Here is a 25,639-nt window from a genome sequence, read left to right as displayed (position 1 = left end):
TACTCCTCAACAAACGGTTAAAACTGAGCCGTTAGCTTGATATAGACTTCATCTTTGCCTAATTTACTGTCTAATCCATGAGCGTAACCAATCCGTACTGGTAACGTGCCGCCATAAAGTACGATGGTATCGATCTGCACTTCAGCACCAATCCCCGTCAAGGCTTGGTAGTTTTGGTTATCGTTCCAGCTTGATCCTGAGTCGACAAATACAGAACCTGAAATATCCCCCAAGCCAATTGGCCACAAATTCCAGTTTCGTTCAGCGCGATACAATAAGCGGCTTAGTTCAACACTTTGTGTCGCGTAAGCTTGCCCTACTTGAGCCGCAGAGCTGTAGCCACGCAACGCTATCTGCTGGCGGCCATAGAGCTGCGCGCTGTCACCTTCGTAGCTGCCCAGCTCAAACGGTTTGGCTTTTGAGTCCGCATAACCTGCCGCAAGATGAGTGGTAAGGTTGAAGCTCCCCGGGAGGTCCCAATGTGCTTGCCATTGCGCCTGCCATTTTTGTCCAGAGTAATCACCGCCAACATTGGACTCCCATACCAAATCAGCGTAATGACCCCACGCATAGCCGGGAACATTCAATAAGCCTTCACGGTTATCCCATTGCAGCGCAGCCCCTGCTAGCCACTCATCACTGGCTTGAGTATAGCGCGTACCTTGAGGCGCTTTGATCAGTGACTCTTTCTGCCAATAAGTTCCGATACCAAACATTAAGTTATCATCGAGGCCATGCCATAAATAATTACGTTGTAACGTTAAGTCATCTTGGCGGACAATGCGATCGTCTTTATTGGTCAATGGGTTTAACTTAAACTCATGCTCTCGGCTGAGCATCGCTTGCCAACGGTTGTCATATTGATACCCCAATTGGTACGCCGCCAACGCGTTTTTTGTATCCCAAGCCGCTTGTATCTCATATTGATGTCGCCCTAACACATCTGAACCACTGGTCGAGAAACCAAGTAATGATTGGTTATCATCCCCTTGCCAAACGGGAACCCAATAACGTGGCGTTAAAGTCGACAACGGTGAGTAGTCGGTAGTGTCACTTTTTTCGGCCTGAGATATCGGCGTCGAAGCAACGGATGTCACCTTGGCAAAGGAAGACAGCGGAGCCTCATTGAAAGCCGTCACCGCCGGAATGTGGCGCAAATGGTAACCATCATGCTCATAAGCTTGGTAGATAAGCCCTTGCGATTGATTCCATTGCGGAGAAAAAGCACCACCAATTTCATTGGTCAATTGCTCTAGCTGCAGACTGGTTAAGTCCATTCGGTAGATCTGATAACGCCCCGTGTAATCGGCGCTGAACAGCAGCTCTCCCTCTTGGGTAAAACTCAATTGATGCTCAGTTAATGATGTTTCAGTCACAGCCAACCAGCGCTGCTCTTTGGCGACAAAACGCATGATATTCCACGCGCTAGACGGCTGCTTCACGGAAGCATAAATGTCACCTGTCGGAGACAGCGCCATATCACCAATGACCCAACCATATGTGCCTTGCCATAGGCGGGTTTGTTGTCCATCCAGCGTCACCTGCCATAACTCAGGCAACCCTTGTTCATGACGGGTAGCGAAAACACTTTGCCCATCTCGGCTCCAACGTACTTGGGTAAAGCGCTGTTGCTCGGTTAAACGCTGCCACTGCCCATCAACGTAGCGATAAAGATCATTCAACACTCGTCCATCAAGATAACTATTCACTTGTGACGCGACGATACCTTGCTGGGGATGAACATCGAGGCTAGTTAAGCTTTTTGTAGTCAATAAACGCTGCCATTGATTTTGCTTACTATCCCACATCGCTAAATTTGCTCGATCAACCCCATCACGACGCCAAGCCAGTAATTGCTCTGATCCACCATTGGCTAATAGATATTCAAACGGCTGGCTATCGAGAGATTGAGCCTCCGAAGGCTGTTCCTTACTTTGCACAATTTGATCTGAAAACTGCGTGATTAGATCGGCACGGAACTCTTGCCAAAGCGCAAAAAAGTCTTTACCAAAAGCACGTTGAGCGCTTCGGTTTAAGAAAACGCCCGGAATTAGGTAGCCACTGTAATCGCTTAAAAAATGTTGGAGTGCGTCTTCGCCATACGTTTTGGCTAAATAATCAATAAAATACGCGCCGTAGAGGTAATTACTGCCAAGCGGTAAACGTTTATTCGCTACCACGATTTGGTTGAGATCAGCTAGTTGTCCGCTCGCCACTTCCATGCGCATTTGCATCGCAAAATGGCTATTGTGCAAACGTCCATAACCTTGTTCATTTTGGCTTTCCATGTAAACCGCTAACCCTTCTAACAGCATCGAGGGTGTCATTGCATGCGGGAAAAGCAGTGTGTGGCGGCCAAAAATACGTCGAGCTCCAGTGACCGCGCGCTCATTTAATTCCATATGAACAATGTGAGTGTATTCATGGCGGATGAGCATATGCAACCATTCATCATTGCCTTCCAATCCATTGACATCGCTGGGAGGATTTAAGATCAAGCGAATTTGAGCATAAGGCAGCGGCGTTGCCCAACCGTTGGAATAGTCGTAGTCATCCACCAGCGTTAGGTGCGTTTTTTCAGCTGGCATCTTTGAGAATTGACTGGCAAGGTCTTGATGCACTTTCTCGGCAATATCTAACGAACGCGCCGCGTACTGGGCCAATTCACTGCGAAAGTGCACGATAAAATGTTGCGATTGTTGAGTCTGCCATTGCTGACCAGCTTGATCCCAAGCGACTGACTCAGCCAATACTGTTGGTGTATGCATACCCAAACAAACCATCAAACCCATAATGGGTGAGAGTACAAATTTTGCTGACATCGTTACAACAACCCTTTTCAATAATTAAGTGTGGCGATTGTACGTGGAATGAGAAAAGGATTGGGTATCGAAATGTATGGCTTTGTCAGGATAAGGCCTGACTATCATTTGCTCTCCCATTCAGGGAGATGGCACTTGACATTGCTAAGCAATCTATTTTATATCACACTCTATTTGACTGATCGGAACGCTCGATTGACCAAAACAGACATAAGCGGTAATTGGTTGATTTACCTTCATTTTCACGTAGCCAGCTTTTACATCATCCTCTCGAAATCGAACCATATTGGACGTTGCTTCTGAACCATCGACATAAATCGCCGTGAAATCATCATTCATCCAAGCAACCACTTTGTCGTAACTCTGTTTGGTCTTAAACACGACCTCGGCGCAGCGAATAGGCGGATTGTCACGAACGCTGTACCCGCCAGAATGTTCAACCGCTTCAGAGCCATTGCTCACATCGTGTAACTGGCTGGAAATCACATCACACTGACTGTCAGCCGCATGGACATTAAATGCAATAAGCATAGGAATCACGTAATAGCTTGGCTTCATCTTCATCATAAACATTACTGACATCATAGGTATTTGTAAAAAATAATAGCTTTACCCTATTGAAAACCACCCAAAAATAACATCACTTAAAAGTAAACGTGGGTTAAATATCACTGAACACTGGAGTGATGCCGTTCTAAATAGAACATTTGTTATTTTTTTATGTGTATTAATTGGTTCTAGCTATGCGGTGCAAACCTAGAATCTAACAGGCTTATTATTGCATCACACCACATTGTTCAATTTACCTTAACCAATAGGTAAGAAAATCAAGATTGACCAAACATCTTCTTAAATCATATCTTTCATCTACACCTTGACGAGAATCAAAAAGCTTGCACTTTTATCGCAAGTCTCTTTTCGCCCTAGGTATCCACATATCATAAAAAAGACAATCAAAAGGTAGTCAGCATGAAACAACCACTCAAGGCGCTGGTGCTCGCAATCAGTTTGTCGTGCGGTGCCATCGGTGCTTACGCAAACTCGTTAGAACCGCTCGACAAAGAGTTCACTTTACAAGTTTTAGGATCGGGAGGGCCAATTTCAGATGATCTGCGCTCTTCTTCAGCGGAAGTGATTTGGTGGAAAGGCAAATCTAAAATCATGATTGATGCTGGCGGCGGTGCGTATCTGCGCTTTGGCCAATCCGGCTCTAAACTGGAAGATTTGGATTTTCTAGGCATTACCCATTTTCACACCGACCACGTTGCAGACTTGCCCGCGCTGCTCAAAGGCGGCTACTTCTTTAAGCGAGAAGACCCACTAGATATTGCAGGCCCGCAAGCGGGATCAGCCTTCCCTAGCCTATCAGGCTATATGGACGCACTCTTTAATAACAAAGATGGCGCTTATGCTTATTTGAACGGTTTGTATGATGGCAGCGATGGTTTGTTCCCAGTCACCATCACTGATGTTTCTTACCAAACCACGACACCAACTAAAGTGTATCAACAAGACGGTTTAACCATTTACGCACTCGGTATTCCTCATGGGGACGTGCCATGTTTGGCTTATCGTATTGAAAGTGATCAGGGCGTTATTGTCATTTCTGCCGATCAAAACGGCAGTAACCCAGCATTTCTCGATTTTGCTCAAGGCGCTGACATCTTAGTCATGCCGATGGCTGTTCATGAGTCAGCCGATGAAGTTTCCGCATTTATGCACGCTAAACCTTCAGTGATTGGCGAAATTGCAGCCAAAATCAATCCTAAACTGCTGGTGCTCAACCACTGGATGGGAGTCGGCCTTAAACATAAATCAGAGTCCACCAAGATCATCAAACAGTTTTATCACGGCGAAGTTATTGCCGCCCGTGATCTCTCAAGCTACCCAATGAGTTCCGTGAAGGAGATAACCCATGAATTGTAAAATTGTTTTGTCTATTGCGATGACTTCGGCCATTGCTCTTCATCCTGCAATGAGCGTTGCAGAAACGTCAACGGAAGCACCAGTGAGTGCGCAACCCACCTCTCAAAATGGTGGCAAATGCGCGGCTGGCAAATGTGGTACTGAAAAACGCTTTGAGAAACAGGATTTAAAAAGCGATCCGCAAGGACGTTTAGTACGCGCCAGAGATGGTAAATGCGGCTTAACCGCAGAGGGAATCTCACCTTCCGCTGAAACCATTACTCTAACCAACAGCAAAATCACTGGTGGTGTATGCGGGCAATAGATCGCACTTCAAAAGGCATCGGCTTGCGTAGCGAACACATCGATTTGCTATGCCAGTTGCCTGACCATCCCGACATCGATTTCCTTGAGCTTGCTCCGGAGAACTGGATGAACATGGGCGGCCTTAAACGCGAGCAGTTACAGCAGATAGCAAAGCACTATCCTCTGGTTGCACATGGGCTGAATTTGTCGATTGGCGATGGTCAGCCACTGAACAAAGCGTTTGTGAAAAAGGTAGCGGCATTTTTAGATGAATTTAACATCGACATTTACAGTGAGCATTTGAGCTTTTCGCGTGATGCCCAAGGGTACTTGTATGAACTGCTGCCTATCCCGCGCTATAAAGAGAGCATTGCTTACTTGGTCGATCGCATTCACTGCGTTCAAGATATTGTGCAACGCCCTTTGGTGCTGGAAAACATCTCCTACTACCACAGTTACGGCAAGGAGATCCCCGAAGGCGAATTTATTGCTGAGATAGTTGAGCGCAGCGGCTGCCAGCTGCTGATTGATATCAATAATGTGTATGTGAATAGCCGTAACCACAATTACTGCCCGTTTGACATGCTGGCCACTTTACCGAGCGAAGCGATCTGCTATTACCACATCGCAGGTCACTTAAAAGAGCGCGAAGATTTCTTGCTCGATACTCATGGCAAACCAGTACAACAAGAGGTGATTGACTTGGCTCGTTATGCTTACGCTCAACAAGGTAGCCGTCCTTTGCTGCTTGAACGTGATCATCATGTGCCTCCTCTGGTGGTTTTGACTGAAGAGTTGCGTACTATCCATCATGACATCATGCAGCCAGCGCCACCATTAGTTATCGATGTGGAGCGTAGCCATGCTTAAACCACCAATGAACATGAGTATGTCAATGCACGCACTGACCTGCGTGATCCGCTCTCCTGTCGCACAAGGCGAACCGCCCTGCCGTTATCGAGAGTTCATTCGAGCGAATATCTACTCTGTCATTAAGCACACTTTTCCTCTGTTTTACGCTCAACTTAACGAGGAAACACTCTACATTTTGACGGACGAATGGCTGGTAATACATGGCGCTATGGAGCCTGAGTTCCATCAGATTGCGACTGAATTTGTTCAGTTTATCCAACAGCAAAATAACCATAACGCCAGTGTTAACCTCAGTGCTGAGCAAATCGCACTGCTTGAATATGAATGGATCGTTTTCAACGCTGAAATGGATAGCGCTCATGTGCCGAATCTCAACGTATGGTGGGATGATGTTGAAGCTCAACCGGAGGCGTTTTGCATACAGCTTAACCCAACGTTAAAACTGGTCGAAGTGCCTTTTCTTGTCCATCCAGAATCGGTCACTTTCTTGATTCAAGAACAGAAAACGGTCTGTTATGGGGTATTTCGTCATGCATCGCATCAGGTGGTATCACAAAAACTCAGAGAAGTGGATATCGCCCTAATTCAGATGATTCAAAACGCCCCAGCACAGTCACTAACGCAACTAGAACAACAGATAGCTCAACACCTATCCAACTTCCATTTTTTGGCGTGGGTTCAAACGTTTCAGCAACAAGGACTCATCAGCCTGTATTTATTAGGAGAAACTCTATGATTCACTCAGCCCTCAATTGGTACGATGGCGTGATCGAAAAATTTAAAAAATTCGATTTTATAGTACTACTTGCGATTCGACTTTTTCTCGTGCCGGTGATTTTTGTCGGCGCTCATTCCAAAGTGGTTGGTTTCGCTGGAACCGTTGCTTGGTTTGGCGCCTCAACCGCCGATGGTGGTTTAAATCTACCTTTTCCAGAACTGCTGGCATTTTTAGCCGCCGCGACAGAAGTTCTCGGCTGTATATGCATCGCACTTGGTCTTTTTACTCGCATTATGGCGATTCCAATGATTTTCATGATGAGTGTGGCGAGCGCAATGGTGCACTGGAAACATGGCTGGGACGCGATTGCCACCAGCAGTATGGAAGCGACGGTGCGCTTAAACGGTTTTATTGAATGGTTAGCGGTCAATTTTCCGGGCCGTTACAACTACATCACAGAACTTGGCGATCCTGTAATGCTCAATAACGGGATGGAATTTGCGGCTACTTACTTTGTGATGCTGATGGTTCTTTTCATTTATGGTGGAGGCCGCTACGTCAGCCTCGACTACTGGCTAAAAAAACCATTCACTCGCACGCCTCAAACTGCTTAACACCTAATGATGCCTACTAACTTGAAGTTGCCGCCCGCAACTTCAAGTGGCAGGTGTTATCAATCACACATTCATCTCTGACTATCTTACCTGCCATTTTGGTGGCGGGAGGGAGACTTTATGCTTACAAATGTGGTGGAACTGTCACGGTTCCAGTTCGCCAGTACGGCGCTTTACCATTTTATTTTTGTTCCGCTGACCATTGGCTTATCGTTTTTACTGGCGATCATGGAATCACTGTATGTCATGACCGGCAAAACCGTTTACAAAGACATGACTCGTTTTTGGGGCAAGCTGTTTGGCATCAACTTCGCCGTTGGCGTTGCCACCGGTCTCACTATGGAGTTTCAATTTGGCACCAACTGGGCGTACTACTCTCATTATGTGGGTGACATTTTTGGTGCCCCGCTGGCGATCGAAGCTTTGATTGCCTTTTTCCTTGAATCTACCTTAGTTGGGCTATTTTTCTTCGGCTGGGAGCGCCTTTCTAAGCGTCAGCACTTAAGCGTGACTTGGTTAACCGCTTTAGGCTCTAACTTTTCTGGATTGTGGATTTTGATGGCCAACGGCTGGATGCAAAACCCCGTCGGTGCCGAGTTTAACTATCAAACCATGCGTATGGAAATGACCAACTTTACTGAGGTCATTTTTAACCCAGTAACCCAAGTGAAGTTTGTGCATACCGTTGCGGCGGGTTACACCACAGGCGCACTGTTTATCATGGGTATCAGCGCTTACTACCTATTGAAAAAGCGCGACCTTCCCTTTGCGCGTCGCTCATTTGCTGTGGCTTGCGCTTTTGGCATGGCATCCATTACCGCCACTTTATTGCTAGGTGATGAGTCAGGTTACACCTTAGGTGAAGTGCAACAGGTGAAACTGGCCGCCATTGAAGCCGAGTGGGATACCGAACAAGCCCCTGCCTCTTTTACTCTGTTTGGGCTACCTAACCAAGAAACCATGCACACAGACGCGGCGATTAAAGTCCCTTATTTGATGGGTATTATCGCCACGCGTTCATTGGATGAGCCCGTCATCGGCTTAAAAGATTTGATGGCGCGCAGTGAAGAGCGCATTCGCAATGGCATGCTCGCTTACGGGTTATTGGAAGCCTTACGCAATGGTGACGATTCACCGCAAAACGTCGCTCAGTTTGAAACGCTAAAAGAGGATTTGGGATACGGTTTTCTGCTCAAGAAATACACCGATAAAGTAACTGATGCGACTGAAAGCCAAATCAAACAAGCCGCGCAAGATACCATTCCGCAAGTTGCACCTCTGTTTTGGAGCTTTCGCATCATGGTGGCCTGCGGTATGGCAATGTTCGCTGTCATTGGGCTCTGTTTCATCCAACTTTGTCGGCGAAAAATCGGCACTCAGCCTTGGTTACTTAAGGCGGCATTATTCGCTATTCCACTTCCCTGGATTGCCAGCGAAGCGGGTTGGTTTGTCGCTGAGTTTGGCCGCCAACCTTGGGCTATCGGTGAAGTACTTCCGGTTAATATGGCTGTATCTAACCTATCACCCAGCGATTTATGGATTTCACTGGGCCTAGTTTACTTACTCTATAGCGCATTTTTGGTGGTGGAAATGTACCTGATGGTGAAGTTTGCTCGGCGCGGACCAAGCGCCCTACATACCGGACGTTACCATTTTGAAACGCAAGATGGGCACGGATCTCTATCTCACGTACACCATTAAGGGAGAACACAATGTTTGATTACGAAACCTTACGTCTAATGACTTGGGCGATTATCGGTGTGCTATTGATTGGTTTTATCATCACCGATGGCTTTGATATGGGCGTTGCAGCGCTACTGCCCATTTTGGGACGCAGTGATGTTGAACGAAGAGTGATGATCAACAGTATCGCGCCTCATTGGGATGGCAACCAAGTATGGCTGATTACCGCTGGCGGTGCGATTTTCGCCATCTGGCCACTGGTGTACGCCACCGCATTTTCTAGTTTCTATTTAGCGATGATGTTGCTACTTGCCGCGTTATGGCTGCGCCCAATAGGTATGGATTATCGCTCAAAAATCGATAATCCCTCATGGCGCAAGGCGTGCGATAACGCACTGTTCATCAGTGGCGTTGTGCCGCCGCTCATCTTTGGCATTGGTTTTGGTAATTTATTGGTAGGAGTCCCTTTTCAGCTCAATAACTTATTGATGCTCGATTACCAAGGCCATTTTTGGGATCTATTCACGCCATTTCCACTACTGTGTGGCCTGCTCAGCCTTGCCATCGTCGTCACTCAAGGCGCAACGTTTTTACAGCTCAAAACTTGTGATGCGTTACGTGAGCGAGCCCATAGCGCGTCGGTGGTCAGTGCCAGCATTGCGGTGGCATTATTTCTCATCGGCGGATTCTTTGCCGCCAACATGGCGGGTTATATTATCGTGAGCCCGATTGTCACGGATGCCGCTTCAAACCCCTTGCACAAAGAAGTGGTTAGCGTTGCTCGCCATTTACTGCATAACTATCAAGCACACGCGATGCTGTGGTTGATCCCTTGCGTGGGCATCGCGAGCTTATTGGCGTGCATATGGGCAAGCCTGAAACGAGCATCTGGCTGGGCCTTCTTATTCTCTAGCCTTGCTATTGCATGCATTATTTTAACGGCAGGCGTGGCACTATTTCCGATGATCATGCCGTCAAGCTTAATGCCATCACACAGTTTGACGATTTGGGATGCCACATCCAGCCAGAAAACACTCAATATCATCACGATTGTCGCCATCTTAGTGGTGCCAGTCATCCTCAGTTACACCGCGTGGGGTTACTACAAAATGTTCGGTCGATTGAGTGATGATTATATTCGCAACCACAGCGTATCGCTGTACTAAAGGAGATGACTGATGTGGTATTTCTGTTGGGTTCTTGGCGTATTACTCGCCTGCGCATTTGGCATAATCAATGGATTGTGGCTTGAGCAAGCTGAGCATTTCGATGAATCGTAACTCACTCATATGCAAGCCGATAACCTGCTAAGAAGCGTTAAGATCATCAAGCTTTAAGATAAAAAAATGGCGCTGTTTTTAGCGCCATTTTTTATCACATCGTAAGAAACGTCTTACTGAAATTTTGGGCCAGCTGCGGCAACAAAAGCCATTTCAACCAGATAGTCAGGGTTAGCCAGTTGCGCTTGAACGCAGGCTCGGCTTGGTGCGCATCCTTCTGGAAACCAGCTATCCCACACTTCATTCAAAGCGGCGAAATGAGCAAAATCTGTGACATAAATCGTCACCGATAACACACGGCTTCTGTCGCTGTCGATCGCCGTTAACTGTTGCTCAGCTTGGGCTAAGATCTGCTCAACCTGCCCTTTCATATCGGCTTTTGTATCACTATCAGCCACTTCCACAAAGTGGGCAATGCCGTTGAATACGGTAATGTCAGACCAACGTTTACTTGGATTAATACGATGAATAGTCATTAATTTCTCTCTTTATGGTCAAGATAACTCGCAACAGTGCTGTTCGATCACACAGACTGGCGCGCCGACTTTGCAGCTAAAGCCGCTGGCAACCAACCTGCCTGTGGTTTCATCTCGGCGATAACTGGCGATTGTGTGTGAATGTTGGCTAGCAACCAACAACCAATCTCCATCCGCAGACAAAGTGAAGTCACGCGGGAATTGGCCACCGACGTCAAATGCGGCAATCCATTGCGGTTGTGGCTGGCATAGTTCAAAAAGAACGATTTTATTTTGCTCTCGGCAGGAAGCATAGAGAAAACGTTCATCGGGCGACAACTTAATCGCCGCAGCCGCTCCACTTTTCGCCTCATTCGGCAAGAGATCGCACTCAGCCTCTATTTGCCATTGTGTCCCGGAAAATACTAAGGTGACCAAAGTCTCCGACAATTCACAGACCACAAAAGCTCGGGTTTCTGCGTGATTAAACACCACATGGCGCGGCCCACTCCCCGCAGGCATCTCTACAGTTTGCGCCAATGAAAATGCCTGATTATCACTGTTGATGGCGAAAAAATGAATTGCATCACTCCCTAAATCGACCACAACCAGTTGCGACGACTGTTTAAGGAAAACCACCTGATGAGCGTGAGGTGAGGTTTGGCGCTCTGCATTTGGCCCCTGACCATTAATCCATAGATCAGCGATACATAACTCCGGTTTGCCAGTGTCGTCCAAACGAACAATGTTCACATTACCCGACCCATAATGCGCCACGGCGCAATAGCGCTGCTTGGCATCAATAGCAAGATGACATGCATAGCTACCCGACAGTGGCACTTGAGAAACAGAGCCCTTGTTAATGTGTATTAATTGTGGGTTGTCGCTCGCTTCTACCTCATTAAAAGTGTAAAAGCCCTTGGTGGTTTCAAGAAGGTAGGAAGGGTTACGCGTCGCCATCACCTCTTGCAAAACACTAAGTTCACCCGTGATGGTGTTAAGCTCAATCAGCTCAACGCCGTTACTATTGCTTGGTGCATCCGTATAAGTACCAATGTAAAAACGCGCGGCATTGTGTGTGCTCATTTTCCACCTATCATCAAAAATAAAACACTATACCCAAATTTCACCTTAATCTGGGATAATTTAATTAAGCTGCCTGTGTGGCAGTGATGAAAACCGCCATACAGTCCAAACTTAAATCCAATCGGGCGATTGCGGAACATAATCAATGAACAACATGCTCGGAATAATGTTTATTTTTCCTAGAGGATAAAATCCATCTTCGCTGTTAAATAATTTTCCGCGATAACGTTGCGTGGGTTTTTAGATACAACAAAGCCCGCACGTGGCGGGCTTTGTTTGAATTTGGTGGGTCTTATTGGATTCGAACCAACGACCTTCTGGATGTCGACCAGACGCTCTAACCAACTGAGCTAAAGACCCAAATTTTTGTTCTTGAGCATGATACATGCAACTGAAATGGTGCGTCCGAGTGAACTCGAATCACCGACCCCCACCATGTCAAGGTGGTGCTCTAACCAACTGAGCTACGGACGCATATCTTCAGAACGGATTGGATATTAACGGCTGTTTTTGCTGTGTGCAAGTCTATTTTCTTTGTTTTTGAGCCAGTTGGCTTATCTATCACCAGCTTGTCTGTTTTTTATTCACAACTCTGGGTTTAAGCACAATAACCGGATTAACAATAGATGTAAGCTGTCCAATTTATTTCATTGTATAAGTTATGTGAGATTATCCATTGATTCGGACCAATTATCTCGTACTATAAGCTTTATCAATATCTTCGATATGCAATACGGTGACGTAACATGGATGTGCGATTATTCAATCATTCTCATCATTTGAGAGCCTCTGTACTTTGTGGGTTAAGCTTACTGCTGACCGCTATTGCATTTTTCTTCGTCCTATTTAACGTTTTTTACACTTACAACTACGGGCTAGCAGCATTAGAATTTGTCTTCATGTGTTACTCCTATTACGTTTACTTGATTGCAAAGCAACAAACACATTCAGCTACTCATATTCGTGTCTACGTTTATTTTCTAATCTTTATTATCAGCGCAGGGACTTTTATCCAGCCTTTAAGTAATGGTCTATTTTTATGGACAACCTTTTTCCCAGTACTTTTTTACCTCTTGCTAGGGGTTAAGCATGGCCGCCTCGCTACGGGCATCGCACTCATTCCGCAACTGTTCAATATCCATTCTCAAGCCTCATGGAATGCGGCTTATGACCCAACCCCGTTGATGATCAACTTACTTCTTTGCTATTGCGGGATTTGGACGGTGGCTCATCTTTTTGAATCTAGCCGTAAGAAAACCGAAAACTCGCTACGCTACCTCGCTTCTCGTGATGCGTTGACGGGCTCTCACAATCGTTTGGCACTCACTCACGCCTTCGCTCACTTTGTGCAAAATAAAGTGGATACGACGCTGTGCCTTTTAGTGATTGACCTTGATTATTTTAAGCAAGTGAATGACACCCATGGACATGATGCCGGTGACAAGGTGCTGATCGATACGACGCAGGTAATGTCTCAAATTGTGGGCGACGATAACTTCTACCGTATCGGCGGGGAGGAGTTTTGTGTGACTTTGTTTAATAACAGCATCGCGCAAGCCGAACATGTGGGAGAAAAATTACGCGAGGCGATTAATCAACATTTGTACGCTTATGGATCGAAGCGAATCCAACTGACCTTAAGTGTCGGTATTTGTGAATACCGTGAAGGTGACAAGTTGGATGTACTACTGAAATTAGCCGATGTTGAGCTTTATAAAGCGAAGAAAAATGGACGTAACCAAGTTCGTATTTGCCAAATCAATGACACAGTGGATGATTCGACACTTTGGATTTCTCAGAGTTCTTGATCTTCGCCTACTTCATACACCACATTATAATTTTCAGTATAGGTACACTGTGGTTGACGGCTACACGTAAAGAATCGTCGGCCTTTGAATTCGCCTTGGCTGGCAATTTTTATCACCATTGGGCTGCCACATTTTTTGCAAAAACGCACTTCTTTATCGGTTTCGATCAAATCGATATGCGCGGCCAGTAACCTTCTTAGTTTACTCACTTGATAGCTGTGTTTGATGTTCGCACCAATCAATGGAATGTTGGCAGACTTACACACATGCATCAGCAATTTTTCACGCTCTACCTTGCCTTTATGCAGTTCTTTTCCGTTATCCAACTCGATGATGACTCGCGGCTCTAAGGTTCTTGCATCACACACCACAAAATCAAAATAGTTTTTGGCGATTCGGTTATTGGCGATAAACCACTGCTTTTTATTCAAGTTCGCCGCTGGGGTAACCACGTTGGCCATTGAAACTTTAGCCAACACCACACCGTGTTCCCCTACTGCAGATTTCAGCGCGTTATGAAAGGCGCCTTCAGACATATTGAGTAACGCCCCTTTCTTCTTATAAGCGTAGTCTTTGGTATCGTCGTGTTTGATCACATACTTTTGGATAAAGACAAAAAACAGCACCAGCAGTGCAACAATGATAAAAATGTTGGTCATACGATAAAAACCATATTGAAGTAATTAGCTAACTCGCTAATTAATAAACGAAGTATCGCCCAAAGGCCAGTTTATTACTATGGATTTGTTGAAGAGGGTGACCTAATCCACATGGCAGCAGGCTCTCTTGTAAGCTGAATCTAGAATGTGTACCAGAGTGTCATTCAGGTTGATAAGCTACGCCAATGAGTGAAATGTCGCAACTTGTGTTTTCTGTCAATGGACAATGACCAAACGAGAGGCTCATTAATGAGAGCCTTAGCAGGAAAAAGTAGAGAAAGAAAAAGCTCGCCGCAGCGAGCTTTTATTGCTTTAACGATTAATCCAGTCGAAGTAAGCGACCAGTTAAAGCCGGAACGATGATTGTCGTTGTACCGATTTGCGTGGCGATCGTCTCTTCAGTCATTAAATCCTTCAATTGAGTCGCAGCTTTTACGCTTCCCATATCAAGAGATAATCTCCGCTCCGCGGTGCTGGTGTTAAGCACATAGAGGATCTGCTCATCACCGTACACTTTGAGATCCGCGTACAAACTCTCGTCAATCCACACATTACGCCGCTCCCCTTTAGCCAGTGACGGGTATTGGCTGCGCAGTAGCATTAGTTGACTGACGCTGTTTTTCAGCGCTTGCTGTTGTGGTGACAAGCTTGAACCATCTACTTTGCCACTAGAACGAGCAACGTGATCATCACACAAACCAACAGCGGCACAATTTTGTGTCACTTGCGCTGTAAAGTTTTCGACTTCATCCCCAATCTCTTCACCATAGTAAAGCGTGATTGGCCCAGAATAAGCAGCAAGAAAACTGAACGCGGCAAGATGTCGCACATAATAATCGCCTAAATTACCTCGTTGGATCAGGTCACCAAAGCGAACCAAATCATGATTACCTAACATTAGATTTGGCATGGCGTGATAAGGCGATTTCGCTCGGTTATTCCAACTGGCTTCTAGACTCAGAGCGCTACCACTTGCGCCAGATTCTTCCACTGCTAGTGCTTGCATCACACCATAGCGTAAAGGAAAGTTGAAGGCTGAGGAGAGCGCTGGGTTTGCATCACTGCCATACGCAGTTAGGGTAATGTCATCAGCCCCTTGCCACACTTCACCGACCATATAGCCTAATGTGCCCCATGATTTCCCTGCATTGAGGTTATCTTGCGATGCTTGTTCAACCGCCGCGCGCAGCGAACGCCAGCTCTCAAGCGGGACTTGATACGCTTGGTCTAAACGCCAGCCATCAATGCCAAACTCACGGATCCAGTAGCTGGCAACTTCAGTGAAAAATGCCTCACTCGCTTGGCTAGGATAAGTGACCAACTTGCCCGGATAACCACTTTCCCCGTCATGAAGCTGAGGCAACTTGCCGCTCGGTGACGCTTTCACGCCAACAGAGCTGGTGTGGCCAAATACGCCATCCAATAACACATACAGCCCTTTGTCATGCGCACGATCAATCAGCTCTTTTAGTTTAGCGTTGCTGCCAAAGTTAGGATCTACGTTGAAATAATCACACGCAAAATAGCCAGTAGCGTCAAGCTTATCATCGCCATTTTGACCCGCACAGGAATCAAATACTGGCGTTAACCACAACGCATTAACGTTCAAGCTAGCAATATAATCCAAGCTATTGATGATGCCTTGCAAATCACCACGGTGGTGCGAGTTGCCGTAACCAACGCCGTAATCAGCGTTTGAATCTCCATCAACAAAGGATTCCACCATCACTTGATAAATTCGCAAATCACAAGCGGGGTTATTGTCTTGATAACACGCGTAGTCAACACCCGTATCCACAACGCCAACCACCAGTTGCGATGTGTTGGATGCATCCAGTGTGAACTTCCAAACACCTTGCTCTGTTACGGTAAGCTTGATATTGCCATTTCCTGCATTTTCCAATGTCGCGGAACCGCTAGCGATACTAAAGCCACCAAAACCAAGGTTTAGTGTGCTCCAATCTTCAGAAGCAATTTTGAATTCATACACTCCGGGAGTCAGATAACCTTCAAACGTGTAGAGACCATTTTGCTGATAGGATAATGGATTTGAAACTCCCCAACCATTCATCGAACCACGCACGTACACCGTGGTTGAACCATAAGGTGCAACATCAATTGGTGGCGCATCAATGCTTAAGCCAGCACCCTGCTCGCCCTGCTGCGGCATCACAAACACTGCCGCCGTTAAGGCTGGAACGGTAAAGCGGCCATTGTTAAACTGGCTCGCTTTAACACGCACATCTTGTGCTGTGCGTAAAACAGGATGTAATTCAAAGCGCTGCGCATTCGGAATAACCACACTTTGCTCTGCGGTATTAGCGTTGATGGCGACAACGATGGCCTCAACGTTAGGGTCGAGATCCGCACCAGCTGAAACACCATCATTCACCGACATAACAATCATGCCAGGCTGCGCATTTGGCCCCGTATTATGGAAACGAACACGATTTAACACTTCTTGCTCAGAGATGAGCTTGAGCAACGGTGTTTGCGCACGAATCGCCAGCAAGGCTTTGAAGGCATTGTCTGTCCATGCGATATCTTGCGCGGAAGCTACCGTATTGGGGTTGGCTATCACACTTTGAATCGCACTCCAGTTGGCCTGATCTTTGTCTGCTCTTGGCAAGCCGACATTCCAGTTGTTGGTCTGCTTGCTAAAGTCAACACGGTTGTACCAATCACCACTGTCGTAACTGTCGCGCGCCATCGATTTTGAGCGAAGTAGTTCTGACCCCATATGGAAAAAAGGAACACCTTGCCCAAGCATTACTGGCGCAAGACCAATGATCTGCATGCGCGCTCTATCCGCTGAGCTGGTTTCTGCTTTTGCTTTATATTGGTTGAAGTCCCACAGGGTTTGATTGTCGTGTTTAGAGACGTAGTTAATCGACTCTTGTGGGTCAAGTGTATAGGCCGCGCCTTGACCACCGTATTGGAAATCACGGCCAAGCACTGTCATGCCGCTGGCGGTTTGCAATGGATAGGCTTGTAAATTGCCAGCCATGCCATAGCGAATTAAGTCCATTTTCGATTTCAGCTCATCACTAAATCGATCACCTGCATTAGCAAAACCCGGAGTGGTTAATAACGCCTCACCGCTATCAAATGGACCACCGCCACGCACACCGTCACGTAAGCGGTCGTTATAAGTCCCTATCCCCGTTCCAGCCATTGGCCACTGCGTGGCATTTTCACCTCTGGCACCGTTGGCGACTTCACCAAAGTTCCAGCCTTCACCATAGAACCAAGTGTCAGGATCAACCGTTTTCGCCGCCTCATAAATCTTGAGCATGCTTGATTTCATCAAGTGTCCCATAAGATCGAAACGGAAACCGTCGATTTTGTAATCTTGCGCCCACATCGTGACGCTATCGGCCACCAGTTTCTCGAACATACGGTTTTCTGAAGCGGTATTGTCACAGCAGCTAGAATTTTCAACCGCACCTGTGATGGGGTTCAAGCGGTGGTAATAACCGGGCACGGTTTTATCCAGTACTGATTTGTCATACAAACCTGACGAGTAGGTATGGTTGTAGACCACATCTTGCACGACTCGAAAACCAAGCTGATGCAGTTTTTGCACCATTTGGCGGTACTCTTTCACCCGTGACACACCATCACTTTGCACCGCATAACTGCCTTCTGGCGCGCTGTAATGGAATGGATCATAACCCCAGTTGAAGCTGTCAAGCGGCCGCACATCCGCAAGTAATGCCTGTGCTTGCGGTGTATTCGGGTCGGTTTTTTCCAACAAAGAAAGTATAGTCGCGCTCATCGACGTGCCATCAGAACAGAGCGACGCTTGCGGGTTAATACCACACAGTTTTGCGACCGTATCATTAAGATCGACCCGCTTTTGCTCATCTTCCGGAATCGACGCTAAATCATAGCTTGGCAGTAAGTGAATGGTGGTTAAACCCGCTTGTTTTAAACTTTTCAGGTGCGCAACACTGTCACGTTCTTCTTCCAAGAAGGCAAGGTACTTACCGTTGTATTCCGCTGTTCCTTTGCTATCACTGTTGCTGAAGTCACGAATGTGTACTTCATAAAGAATGTTATCTTCAGGATGACTCAGTTCAGGAATAATTTGAGTATCCCAATCGTCCGGTTTTGACTCTGCTGCGGTTAAGTCCACCAATTGAGAATAAAGGCTGGATGTGCTGAGCGATTGCGAATACGGGTCGGTCGTTATCATCCATTCAAGTTGCGCCGTTTTAGGATGGTAGGCCTGCACGCGGTAACGATAGAAACTGTTTTTCAGCGAGCGCTCACCTTGATAGTGCCAAACTCCGGTGTTGGGATCTTCAACCATCATCTGCGGTGAGGTACTGCGAAGGGTTTTATCTTGATCATACAGATACAACTCCACTTGCTGCGCGGTCGGAGCCCATAGCGCAAAATACGCGCTATCACCGTCTATCCAAGCGCCAAGTTTCGCTTCATCGGCATCATCGCTGCCAGCCGTGTAAAGATTATCGACTATTCCTGGGATCTGTACTTTTGTTGCAACCAGTACTTTGCCTTCAGCATCTCTCGCTACTGTGAGTAGCTGAGTTTTCAACAGCGCTTTAGCTTGTTCGTTGCTCACATCCAATGTGAAGGCTGCTCGACCCGCTAAATGTGGGAAATGCGCATTATTGGTCACGCCTGACAAGGCTAATGGGTAATGGATGAATTGTTCAGGATGGGCGATATCACCATTGCCTTGCGCGCGGCTCCAAAGCTCATAGCTTGCCGCTTCGCTGTGATCGAACCACGCCAGTTGATTTACCGCAAGCCAATGTGCAGCTGCGCCCTCAATGGCAACTTGAATTTGCTCATTAGGAGAATAGTTCAACACCGCACTACCGTGGCGCGTATAAAGCGTATTGCCTTTGACAAAATCCAGCACTAAATCATCGCCGCCCAGCGCTTTATCATTGCCACTGTGCACAATAAAGTTCATGCAGTTGCCATGTTCTGCTTTAAGTGGAATGCGATATATCGCTCCATAAATCGGGTCGATTTCTGAGGCTAAGTAAGGATTTCCCCAATCCACACCATTAAGCGCAGATTCAGAAACAGAATCACAGCTACCGTTGTTCCAAAGGTGTAGTCCCCATCCGTCATAATTATTGTCATCACGCAGGTAGTAAATGATCGCTTCTTGATAAGTTGGGGTCGGCTCGGTTGTCGAGTTATCCGCCTGTTTCGATTGTGGATCAATGCTGTCGGGGATGCCATCACCGTCATCGTCGCTTGAGGCAAAATCCCCTAGCCCATCGTTATTGGTATCAAGGCTTTCTAAGCGATCTCGTGGAAATACATCCTGCGCGTTGCTCACGCCGTCACCATCAATATCGTCATCTTCGCTATCGGCAATACCGTCACTATCAAGGTCAGCAGGAACGCTTGAAACATCATTGGCGTCCGTTCCTAAACGCGCTTCATCGGCGTTGCTCCACCCATCACCATCAATATCATCATCTTCGACATCCGCAATGCCATCGCCATCGAGATCGGCAGCAAAGCTTAAGGCGTCATAAGGATCTGTCCCTAATCGCCATTCAGTTTCATCAGGCCAGCCATCGTTGTCATCGTCTAGGTCTGCGTGATCGCCAATGCCATCATTATCGGAGTCAATACTCTCTTGGATGTCGTAAGGAAAGTGGTCAATCAAATCGGCTACGCCATCTCTATCGCTATCAAAGCCAATAACAGGCTCACCATGTTCAAGCATCAGTGTTTTATCGCGAATATCGCTCTTTTCTCGCTGCGCTTTTTTGATCTCATCGCCAAACAGTTTACTGGCTTTTTTCAAGGTATTGGCCAATTCAGGCAAGCTGGAGTCATCGATAGTAACAGGTAGCAGTTGCGCTAGCGCTTTAGCAGATTGAGCAACCAAGATGTGGTTATCGACATAATCCGCTTTGACATCCAAAGTTGGAATACGCAGCGCCTTTTTCAGCTCAGCCAACGCTTTACTCTCTCGCTTACCATTTTGCATGTGCACGCTGAGGTAAGTCGTAAAAGGGCTGATCACCGGATAATTTGCTGGCGCCATCATTAAATAATTGCGCGCTGCTTTGACGGTGGGAATATCTTGGTCAACGGTTTTTCCCTTGATGGCAGAAGCCATCAGATAATAATTTTTTACGTCACCACGCAGCCCCGCCACGTTAATTTTTGCGATACCTTTTTGGTCGGTGGTATACGCTTGAGGTTCGTTTTGTTCAAATTGACGATTGCTGTTCACATCCAGCCAAACTTGGGCATTGGTTAAATACCCATCCATGACTTGAACGTCTAACGAGTCATTACAACCCGCTAGCATACCAATTGAAGCAAACGCTAAAGTCATTCTCGTTAGGTTTGTTTTCATTGTTGTAATCCGTTTTATAACGTTAGTGCTCGTCCTGCTCTCACTGCTGGCAGAAAACCTATAAATCAGTAGACATATGCCTATATCTACCTAAGCTAACGTTATAATTTTGACACCGCCAATTACCTCCCCCTTGCCATTTTGCTCTCAGGGCGTAGAGCCAAGGGAGGAGAAGAAAAACACAGAGTTCACTCACGCTCAGGGTAAATGAGATGAAAGGAAAGCAGAGAGAGCAAGATAAAAACGTGATCGGAAAGACAAAGCGTAGAATGAGGAATGATAAAGTGTGAAAGAATATTACATTTTGACCAATCTAATAGAGTTTGATCTTCCTCCCATCTCTCCTTACTCATCACTCGCTATTCGCGCCGCTGAGCTTAGCGTTCAAAATTGTGATAAAACAAAAAGAGCCTCAAATGAGACTCTCCTTAATTGGTCACAGACTGACCGCTATACCCAAACAACTCTAAGTGGGAAGAGTATAAAGGTTAAGCAAATACATATTTATCCATCAGGGTGACCATTTTGCCAATTTCGGGTTTGGTCAAGGTATCATCAGCACCCAGTGCTAATGCTTTTGCTCGGTTATCATCACTCATGATCGAGGAGAACATCACTATCGGCGTTGTTTTATAAGTTTCGCTGTCACGCAAGCGCTTCAACAAGTGCATACCATCCATGCGCGGCATTTCTACATCCGTTACTATCGCATTCACTAACTCTGTCACGGGTACGTTTTCGGACTTGGCTACTTTTTCAATTTCCATCAATTTCTCATAGGCTTCACCACCGTCTTTACACGCAATAATGTTGTAGCCTGCAGAGCTTAATGTGTCTTGTATTAAACTGCGGATAAACGCCGAATCATCCACCACCATGATGGTTTTCGCATTACGTTTGCTGATCATTTTTTGGTTGAGGTCGACCGATCTGTCCACCGTGACATCGTATTTTTCCATACTCAATTCAGGGTTGATGTCAGCGATGATTTTCTCAAAATCCAAAATCATGATCAGGTTGCCGTCTTTGCGAACAACCGCCACGACGCAATCTTGCTCACCCGCTTCTAAAAACTGACTCGGCGATTCAACATCGTTCCAAGAAATACGGTGAATACGACTAATGCTGTCAATCAAAAAGCCATTGGTCATGCGGTTAAAATCCGTCACGATAACAAACTTTCGATCAAGGCTTGGATTAGTAGGCACACCAAGCCAACCGGCAAGATCAACTAACGGAGTCAGTACATCACGTGACGAAAATACACCGATCATATGCGGCTGAGCATTGGGATAATCGGTGGTATCAGGAACTTGTATCACTTCCCTAACTTTCGCAACGTTAATGCCGTAATAGCAGGTTTTCGTGCGTCCATCTGGCAGTACCTTTTCTAAATGGAACTCAATAATCTCAAGTTCGTTGGTACCACTCTCTGTCAAAATTGTACTACTTGGGTTGCTCATACTGGTCACTAATCTTAAGAATGGTTATTGGTATTTGTTTAATATGGCTTGATATCGATTAACACCGTCTTCATTAACCGTGTTCTTTACTTTATCAATACCCATTTGTAAATCGTCTAATAGTGTTTGGTCTATATTTTTATTAAAAGCATAGTAAAGTAATCCCTGCTTTAACACATAAAGTGTTTCAAATTGATCGGGGGCATATCCTGCTTGTTTTATCCACCAATGGGCTGACCGTTCATCGTATGCAATCAAATCAATACGCTTTTTCACTAACTGCTCTGCCAACATAGTGACATCCGTTGCTTCTTGCATTGAGTCTCTCGGAACACCATATTGCAACAGCATTTGTTCGCCGACGTCATCTTTTATCACCCCGATCTTATAGGAGGTAATTTCTAAAGGTTCCCCAAGTTTGATATTACTGCCTTTACGTGCAATTACCGAAACTTTGATGTCATCAATTGGGCCTACCCAATGAAATAATTCCTCTCTGTGTGACGTCCTTGTTGTCGAGAAAAGTACTCCGTCTTTTTTCAAAATGGTAGAGCGATAAGAACGAGCCCACGGTTGCAATACGATCTGGCTCAATAATACGTCATGTCCTGAGAATTTAGCGGCTTCTTGAAGTAAATCAACCGAAATTCCAGTGATTTTGCCCTGATTCATAAAATTAAAAGGGGGATAGGCCTCTGTATAATACGTTAGTGTTTCAAGACTAGCGGGATAAGCAGGTGATGATGCCAACACACTGATTAGCCACATAGGTAGAATAGTACGCAGATATTTGATTACGTTCATCCTCTCTCCTACATGATGTTATCTGCCTTTTGTCCTTAAACTTTAGATGGGGTTTGAAACGCCGTCTAGTTGATCGCAAGCATTCATCATCAACAATACGAACGACGTGATTAAATAGCATTAAATTTCATGCGGTTAACCCATTAAATCTCTCGGCCTAACGCACAACTTTTTTATAGCAACGCTCCGGGCGACCAACCGTGCCGTAATTTAAGTCGGCGGTTAGCTCACCACTGCTGATTAAATATTCCAGATAACGCCTTGCCGTGGTTCGACTTGCGCCAATTTTTTCTCCCGCTTCGTCCGCGGTCAAACTGCATGGTGTATTAAAAAGATGGCGTATTTTGTCTAGCGTAACCCCATCAATTCCTTTGGGAAGACGCAGATGAGTGGGAAGCTCACTGGTATTGGCTGTCAACATTTTATCAACTACGTTTTGGTCAACATCAGCCACGGAGCCCAGCTCTAATTGTTGGGTTTGGTATTTCTTCAATGCCGATTCAAGACGGGGAAACATGACTGGCTTGAGCAAGTAATCAACTACGCCACCACGCATTGCCTGTTGTAGCGTTTCAACATCGCGCGCTGCAGTAATCAAAATTACATCACAGCCTTGGTTATTGCCTCGAACTTTCTGTAAGAGATCGAGCCCCGTACCATCCGGTAGATAAACATCCAGCAATACTAAATCGGGTTTGAGGATATCTAACTGCAATTGGGCATCGGCGTGAGTCGTTGCAATGCCAATGACTTCAAATCCCTCAATTTGTGTCAGGTAACGATGATGTAATTGCGCAATCGCGATATCATCTTCAATGATCATGACACGGGTATTCATACTTGTTCTTCCTTAGGCAGATAAACCGTAACTCTTGTTCCAACATCTTGATTACTTTTCATTTCTAGCTGCCCTTGATAGCGATCAGCTAACTGTTTTACCAGGTGTAAACCCACACCTCGGTTATGTTTTGCTTTGCTAGATACTCCCTTTTGCCATAATTGCTGTGGCGACATTTGTTCGGGTAAACCACACCCTTTATCATCCACTTCAAGAATAATTTCGGCACCATAATCGCTGAGTGACACTTCAATGATGCGTCGTTCTTGTGTCACCCGTTTTTCATTGCGGATCATCGTGAGTGTCGCATCAAATGCATTGTCAATCAGGTTACCCAAAATAGTGACGATATCTTCAGCATTAATACGCTGCGGCAAAGGTTCTAGACGCGATCCCTCTTCAACGACTAACTCCAAACCAAGTTCACGAGCTCGCTCAGTTTTACCCAGCAGCATTCCGGCAATGAGTGGATCTCTAACTGTCTCGCGTAGAAATTCAATGAGCGATTGGTAATGAGCCGTTTCTTGGCCGATTAAATGCTGAACCGCTTCCAGCTCTCCCATCTGTACAAGCCCACTGATGGTGTTGAGTTTGTTGCGATGTTCGTGAGTTTGAGAGCGCAGCATTTCAGCATACTCTTTGGTTTGGGAGAGTTGCTCGGTTAACTCGTTGATTTCATCTCGGAGGCGGAAGCTGGACACCGCACCAACCACTTTACCGTCAACAATAATCGGACTTCGATTGGCGATCAGACGTTGTTGATTGAGGTACAGCTCGATGTCGTGATCAGGCGTGCCATTTTCAATAACACTCATGAGATCACTTTCAGGCAGAAACAGAGAAAGTGGCTGATTAAGCGCTTTCTCTCGGTTAATCGCCAAAATCTCACACGCACTTTTATTAATGGAACGAAGAATACCCGCCTCATCAATACTTAAAATTCCTTCCTTTAAGGTACTCATGGTGACATCGAGTTCGACATACAATCGGCCAATCTCTTCTGGTTCAAAACCGAGTATCGCTTTCTGAAAACGGCGTGAGGCGTAGCTGGAAAGTACAGCATTCGCCAGCACTACCAGCAGTGCCATCCCAATTAGGTAGATGAGAAAAGGTTCAATTTTATCTTGTAGTCGTTCTATTAAGTAACCAACTGACACCACACCAACGATTTGTCCTTGGGCATTTTTTACCGCCGATTTTCCACGCACGGATTTGCCCAATGAACCCTGAGCAAAAGAAACGTATGACTCACCATGTAGCAAAGCTTGATCATTATCTCCCCCTTTCATGGGAAGACCAATTCGTTCATCAACAGGATGGACTAAGCGGATCCCATGTTGATCGCCGATAACAATGAAGGTTGCACCGATTAATTTTGTTAACTCTCGATAACGCTGTTGGTGATCCACCCCACTACCAGATTCAAGCATATCGACCACTGATGGAGTTTGAGCAAGAAATGAAGCAACCCCTAAGGCCTTTAAGCCCATCTCTTCTTCTTGAGAATGTTTGATGTACACAAAACCAGCGGCAACTAACAGCAGTAATTCAATCAACCCTGAAAGGGTCATTATGATCAGCATACGCTTACGAAAACTGATACTACTCCACACCATAAATCCCTCTTTAACTCTGCATACAAGCTAACACTTATTTAACATTTGAGCGAAGAGAGAAACGAATAACTGTGAACAATACTACGCATTCCACGCACCATTTTGGTTCGTTTTATTGCAATCTACTTCGAAGACTTGCCAAGCAGAATATGCACAAGGTTTTATAAAAAATTATCATGGTTATTTCGTGATCTATATCACGCCTATTTTAGAAAAATTTTATCTTATAATGCAAAAGCATTTGTATACTAATTGTGCAGTGAAGAAGATGATGAGGAAACCTCACAAAAAGATAGCCCTATAATAACCATACCAATTGCTATCGATTCCATTCATAACATTGTC

General features: G+C 45.8%; 19 protein-coding genes and 2 tRNA genes. 9 read left to right on the top strand and 12 right to left on the bottom strand.

Annotation, left to right across the window (positions count from 1 at the left end):
• Window positions 1-17: 17 nt before the first annotated feature.
• Window positions 18-2,822, bottom strand: a complete 2,805-nt coding sequence (locus NB504_RS16110; RefSeq protein WP_258429299.1) for a BamA/TamA family outer membrane protein — start codon at window positions 2,820-2,822, stop codon at window positions 18-20.
• A gap of 153 nt (window positions 2,823-2,975) precedes the next feature.
• The gene (locus NB504_RS16105) at window positions 2,976-3,395 is read right to left on the bottom strand and encodes a hypothetical protein (RefSeq protein ID WP_017048641.1); all 420 of its coding nucleotides are present in this window, start codon (window positions 3,393-3,395) and stop codon (window positions 2,976-2,978) included.
• A 396-nt stretch (window positions 3,396-3,791) separates the two neighbouring features.
• On the opposite strand from NB504_RS16105, the gene NB504_RS16100 reads away from it, so the two are divergent.
• The 8 genes from NB504_RS16100 to cydX all read left to right on the top strand — a co-directional run bounded on the left by NB504_RS16100 (window position 3,792) and on the right by cydX (window position 10,201).
• Window positions 3,792-4,748 carry an MBL fold metallo-hydrolase gene (locus NB504_RS16100; RefSeq protein ID WP_064625356.1) on the top strand — a complete coding sequence of 319 codons (957 nt, stop codon included), beginning with the start codon at window positions 3,792-3,794 and terminating at the stop codon, window positions 4,746-4,748.
• A complete protein-coding gene (locus tag NB504_RS16095; RefSeq protein WP_094125505.1) occupies window positions 4,738-5,052 on the top strand; it encodes a hypothetical protein in 315 nt (104 codons plus the stop codon). The genes NB504_RS16100 and NB504_RS16095 overlap by 11 nt, the downstream gene beginning before the upstream one ends.
• On the top strand, window positions 5,040-5,903 hold the full coding sequence (locus tag NB504_RS16090; protein ID WP_258429297.1) for a DUF692 domain-containing protein: 864 nt from the start codon (window positions 5,040-5,042) through the stop codon (window positions 5,901-5,903). The genes NB504_RS16095 and NB504_RS16090 overlap by 13 nt, the downstream gene beginning before the upstream one ends.
• Window positions 5,896-6,642, top strand: a complete 747-nt coding sequence (locus NB504_RS16085) for a putative DNA-binding domain-containing protein (protein WP_017048643.1) — start codon at window positions 5,896-5,898, stop codon at window positions 6,640-6,642. Before NB504_RS16090 ends, NB504_RS16085 begins: the two co-directional genes overlap by 8 nt.
• Window positions 6,639-7,238, top strand: coding sequence for a DoxX family protein (locus NB504_RS16080; RefSeq protein ID WP_010318151.1), 600 nt, complete (start codon window positions 6,639-6,641; stop codon window positions 7,236-7,238). Before NB504_RS16085 ends, NB504_RS16080 begins: the two co-directional genes overlap by 4 nt.
• Window positions 7,239-7,358: 120 nt before the next feature.
• Window positions 7,359-8,939 (top strand): cytochrome ubiquinol oxidase subunit I, encoded by a 1,581-nt coding sequence (locus NB504_RS16075; protein ID WP_258429296.1) that lies wholly within the window; start codon window positions 7,359-7,361, stop codon window positions 8,937-8,939.
• A gap of 11 nt (window positions 8,940-8,950) precedes the next feature.
• On the top strand, window positions 8,951-10,087 hold the full coding sequence (cydB, locus tag NB504_RS16070) for a cytochrome d ubiquinol oxidase subunit II (protein ID WP_258429295.1): 1,137 nt from the start codon (window positions 8,951-8,953) through the stop codon (window positions 10,085-10,087).
• Window positions 10,088-10,099: 12 nt separating this feature from the next.
• Complete coding sequence (gene cydX, locus NB504_RS16065) at window positions 10,100-10,201, top strand: cytochrome bd-I oxidase subunit CydX (protein ID WP_013856710.1); 102 nt, start codon at window positions 10,100-10,102, stop codon at window positions 10,199-10,201.
• 113 nt (window positions 10,202-10,314) lie between these two features.
• Here the strand turns inward: cydX and NB504_RS16060 are convergent, their stop codons facing one another.
• The 4 genes from NB504_RS16060 to NB504_RS16045 form a co-directional block, all read right to left on the bottom strand.
• On the bottom strand, window positions 10,315-10,677 hold the full coding sequence (locus tag NB504_RS16060; RefSeq protein ID WP_088728898.1) for a RidA family protein: 363 nt from the start codon (window positions 10,675-10,677) through the stop codon (window positions 10,315-10,317).
• An 18-nt stretch (window positions 10,678-10,695) separates the two neighbouring features.
• Complete coding sequence (locus tag NB504_RS16055) at window positions 10,696-11,742, bottom strand: lactonase family protein (protein WP_258429294.1); 1,047 nt, start codon at window positions 11,740-11,742, stop codon at window positions 10,696-10,698.
• A gap of 283 nt (window positions 11,743-12,025) precedes the next feature.
• Window positions 12,026-12,102: transfer RNA gene (locus tag NB504_RS16050), tRNA-Val, on the bottom strand.
• Window positions 12,103-12,139: 37 nt separating this feature from the next.
• Window positions 12,140-12,216 (bottom strand) — tRNA-Val (locus tag NB504_RS16045).
• Window positions 12,217-12,488: 272 nt separating this feature from the next.
• Here NB504_RS16045 and NB504_RS16040 point away from each other — a divergent pair.
• Window positions 12,489-13,550, top strand: coding sequence for a GGDEF domain-containing protein (locus tag NB504_RS16040; RefSeq protein ID WP_258429291.1), 1,062 nt, complete (start codon window positions 12,489-12,491; stop codon window positions 13,548-13,550).
• Here NB504_RS16040 and NB504_RS16035 read toward each other — a convergent pair.
• The 6 genes from NB504_RS16035 to NB504_RS16010 all read right to left on the bottom strand — a co-directional run bounded on the left by NB504_RS16035 (window position 13,538) and on the right by NB504_RS16010 (window position 25,294).
• Window positions 13,538-14,209, bottom strand: coding sequence for a DUF2726 domain-containing protein (locus NB504_RS16035; protein WP_013856668.1), 672 nt, complete (start codon window positions 14,207-14,209; stop codon window positions 13,538-13,540). The genes NB504_RS16040 and NB504_RS16035 overlap by 13 nt on opposite strands.
• Before the next feature lie 319 nt (window positions 14,210-14,528).
• The gene (gene pulA / locus NB504_RS16030; RefSeq protein WP_258429290.1) at window positions 14,529-20,573 is read right to left on the bottom strand and encodes a pullulanase-type alpha-1,6-glucosidase; all 6,045 of its coding nucleotides are present in this window, start codon (window positions 20,571-20,573) and stop codon (window positions 14,529-14,531) included.
• A gap of 488 nt (window positions 20,574-21,061) precedes the next feature.
• Window positions 21,062-22,036: a chemotaxis protein gene (locus NB504_RS16025; protein ID WP_026027355.1), complete on the bottom strand. Its 975-nt coding sequence runs from the start codon at window positions 22,034-22,036 to the stop codon at window positions 21,062-21,064.
• A 24-nt stretch (window positions 22,037-22,060) separates the two neighbouring features.
• The gene (locus NB504_RS16020; RefSeq protein WP_013856665.1) at window positions 22,061-22,840 is read right to left on the bottom strand and encodes an ABC transporter substrate-binding protein; all 780 of its coding nucleotides are present in this window, start codon (window positions 22,838-22,840) and stop codon (window positions 22,061-22,063) included.
• Between the two features lie 157 nt (window positions 22,841-22,997).
• Complete coding sequence (locus tag NB504_RS16015; RefSeq protein ID WP_013856664.1) at window positions 22,998-23,678, bottom strand: response regulator; 681 nt, start codon at window positions 23,676-23,678, stop codon at window positions 22,998-23,000.
• On the bottom strand, window positions 23,675-25,294 hold the full coding sequence (locus NB504_RS16010; protein ID WP_088732552.1) for a sensor histidine kinase: 1,620 nt from the start codon (window positions 25,292-25,294) through the stop codon (window positions 23,675-23,677). The genes NB504_RS16015 and NB504_RS16010 overlap by 4 nt, the downstream gene beginning before the upstream one ends.
• Window positions 25,295-25,639: the final 345 nt, after the last annotated feature.

It is taken from the genome of Vibrio sp. RM-69-4, assembly GCF_024743775.1.
GTDB classification, from domain to species: Bacteria; Pseudomonadota; Gammaproteobacteria; order Enterobacterales; family Vibrionaceae; genus Vibrio; species Vibrio anguillarum.
The sequence above is the reverse complement of the archived record's forward strand: the minus strand, read 5'-3'. Positions and strand labels throughout refer to the sequence as shown.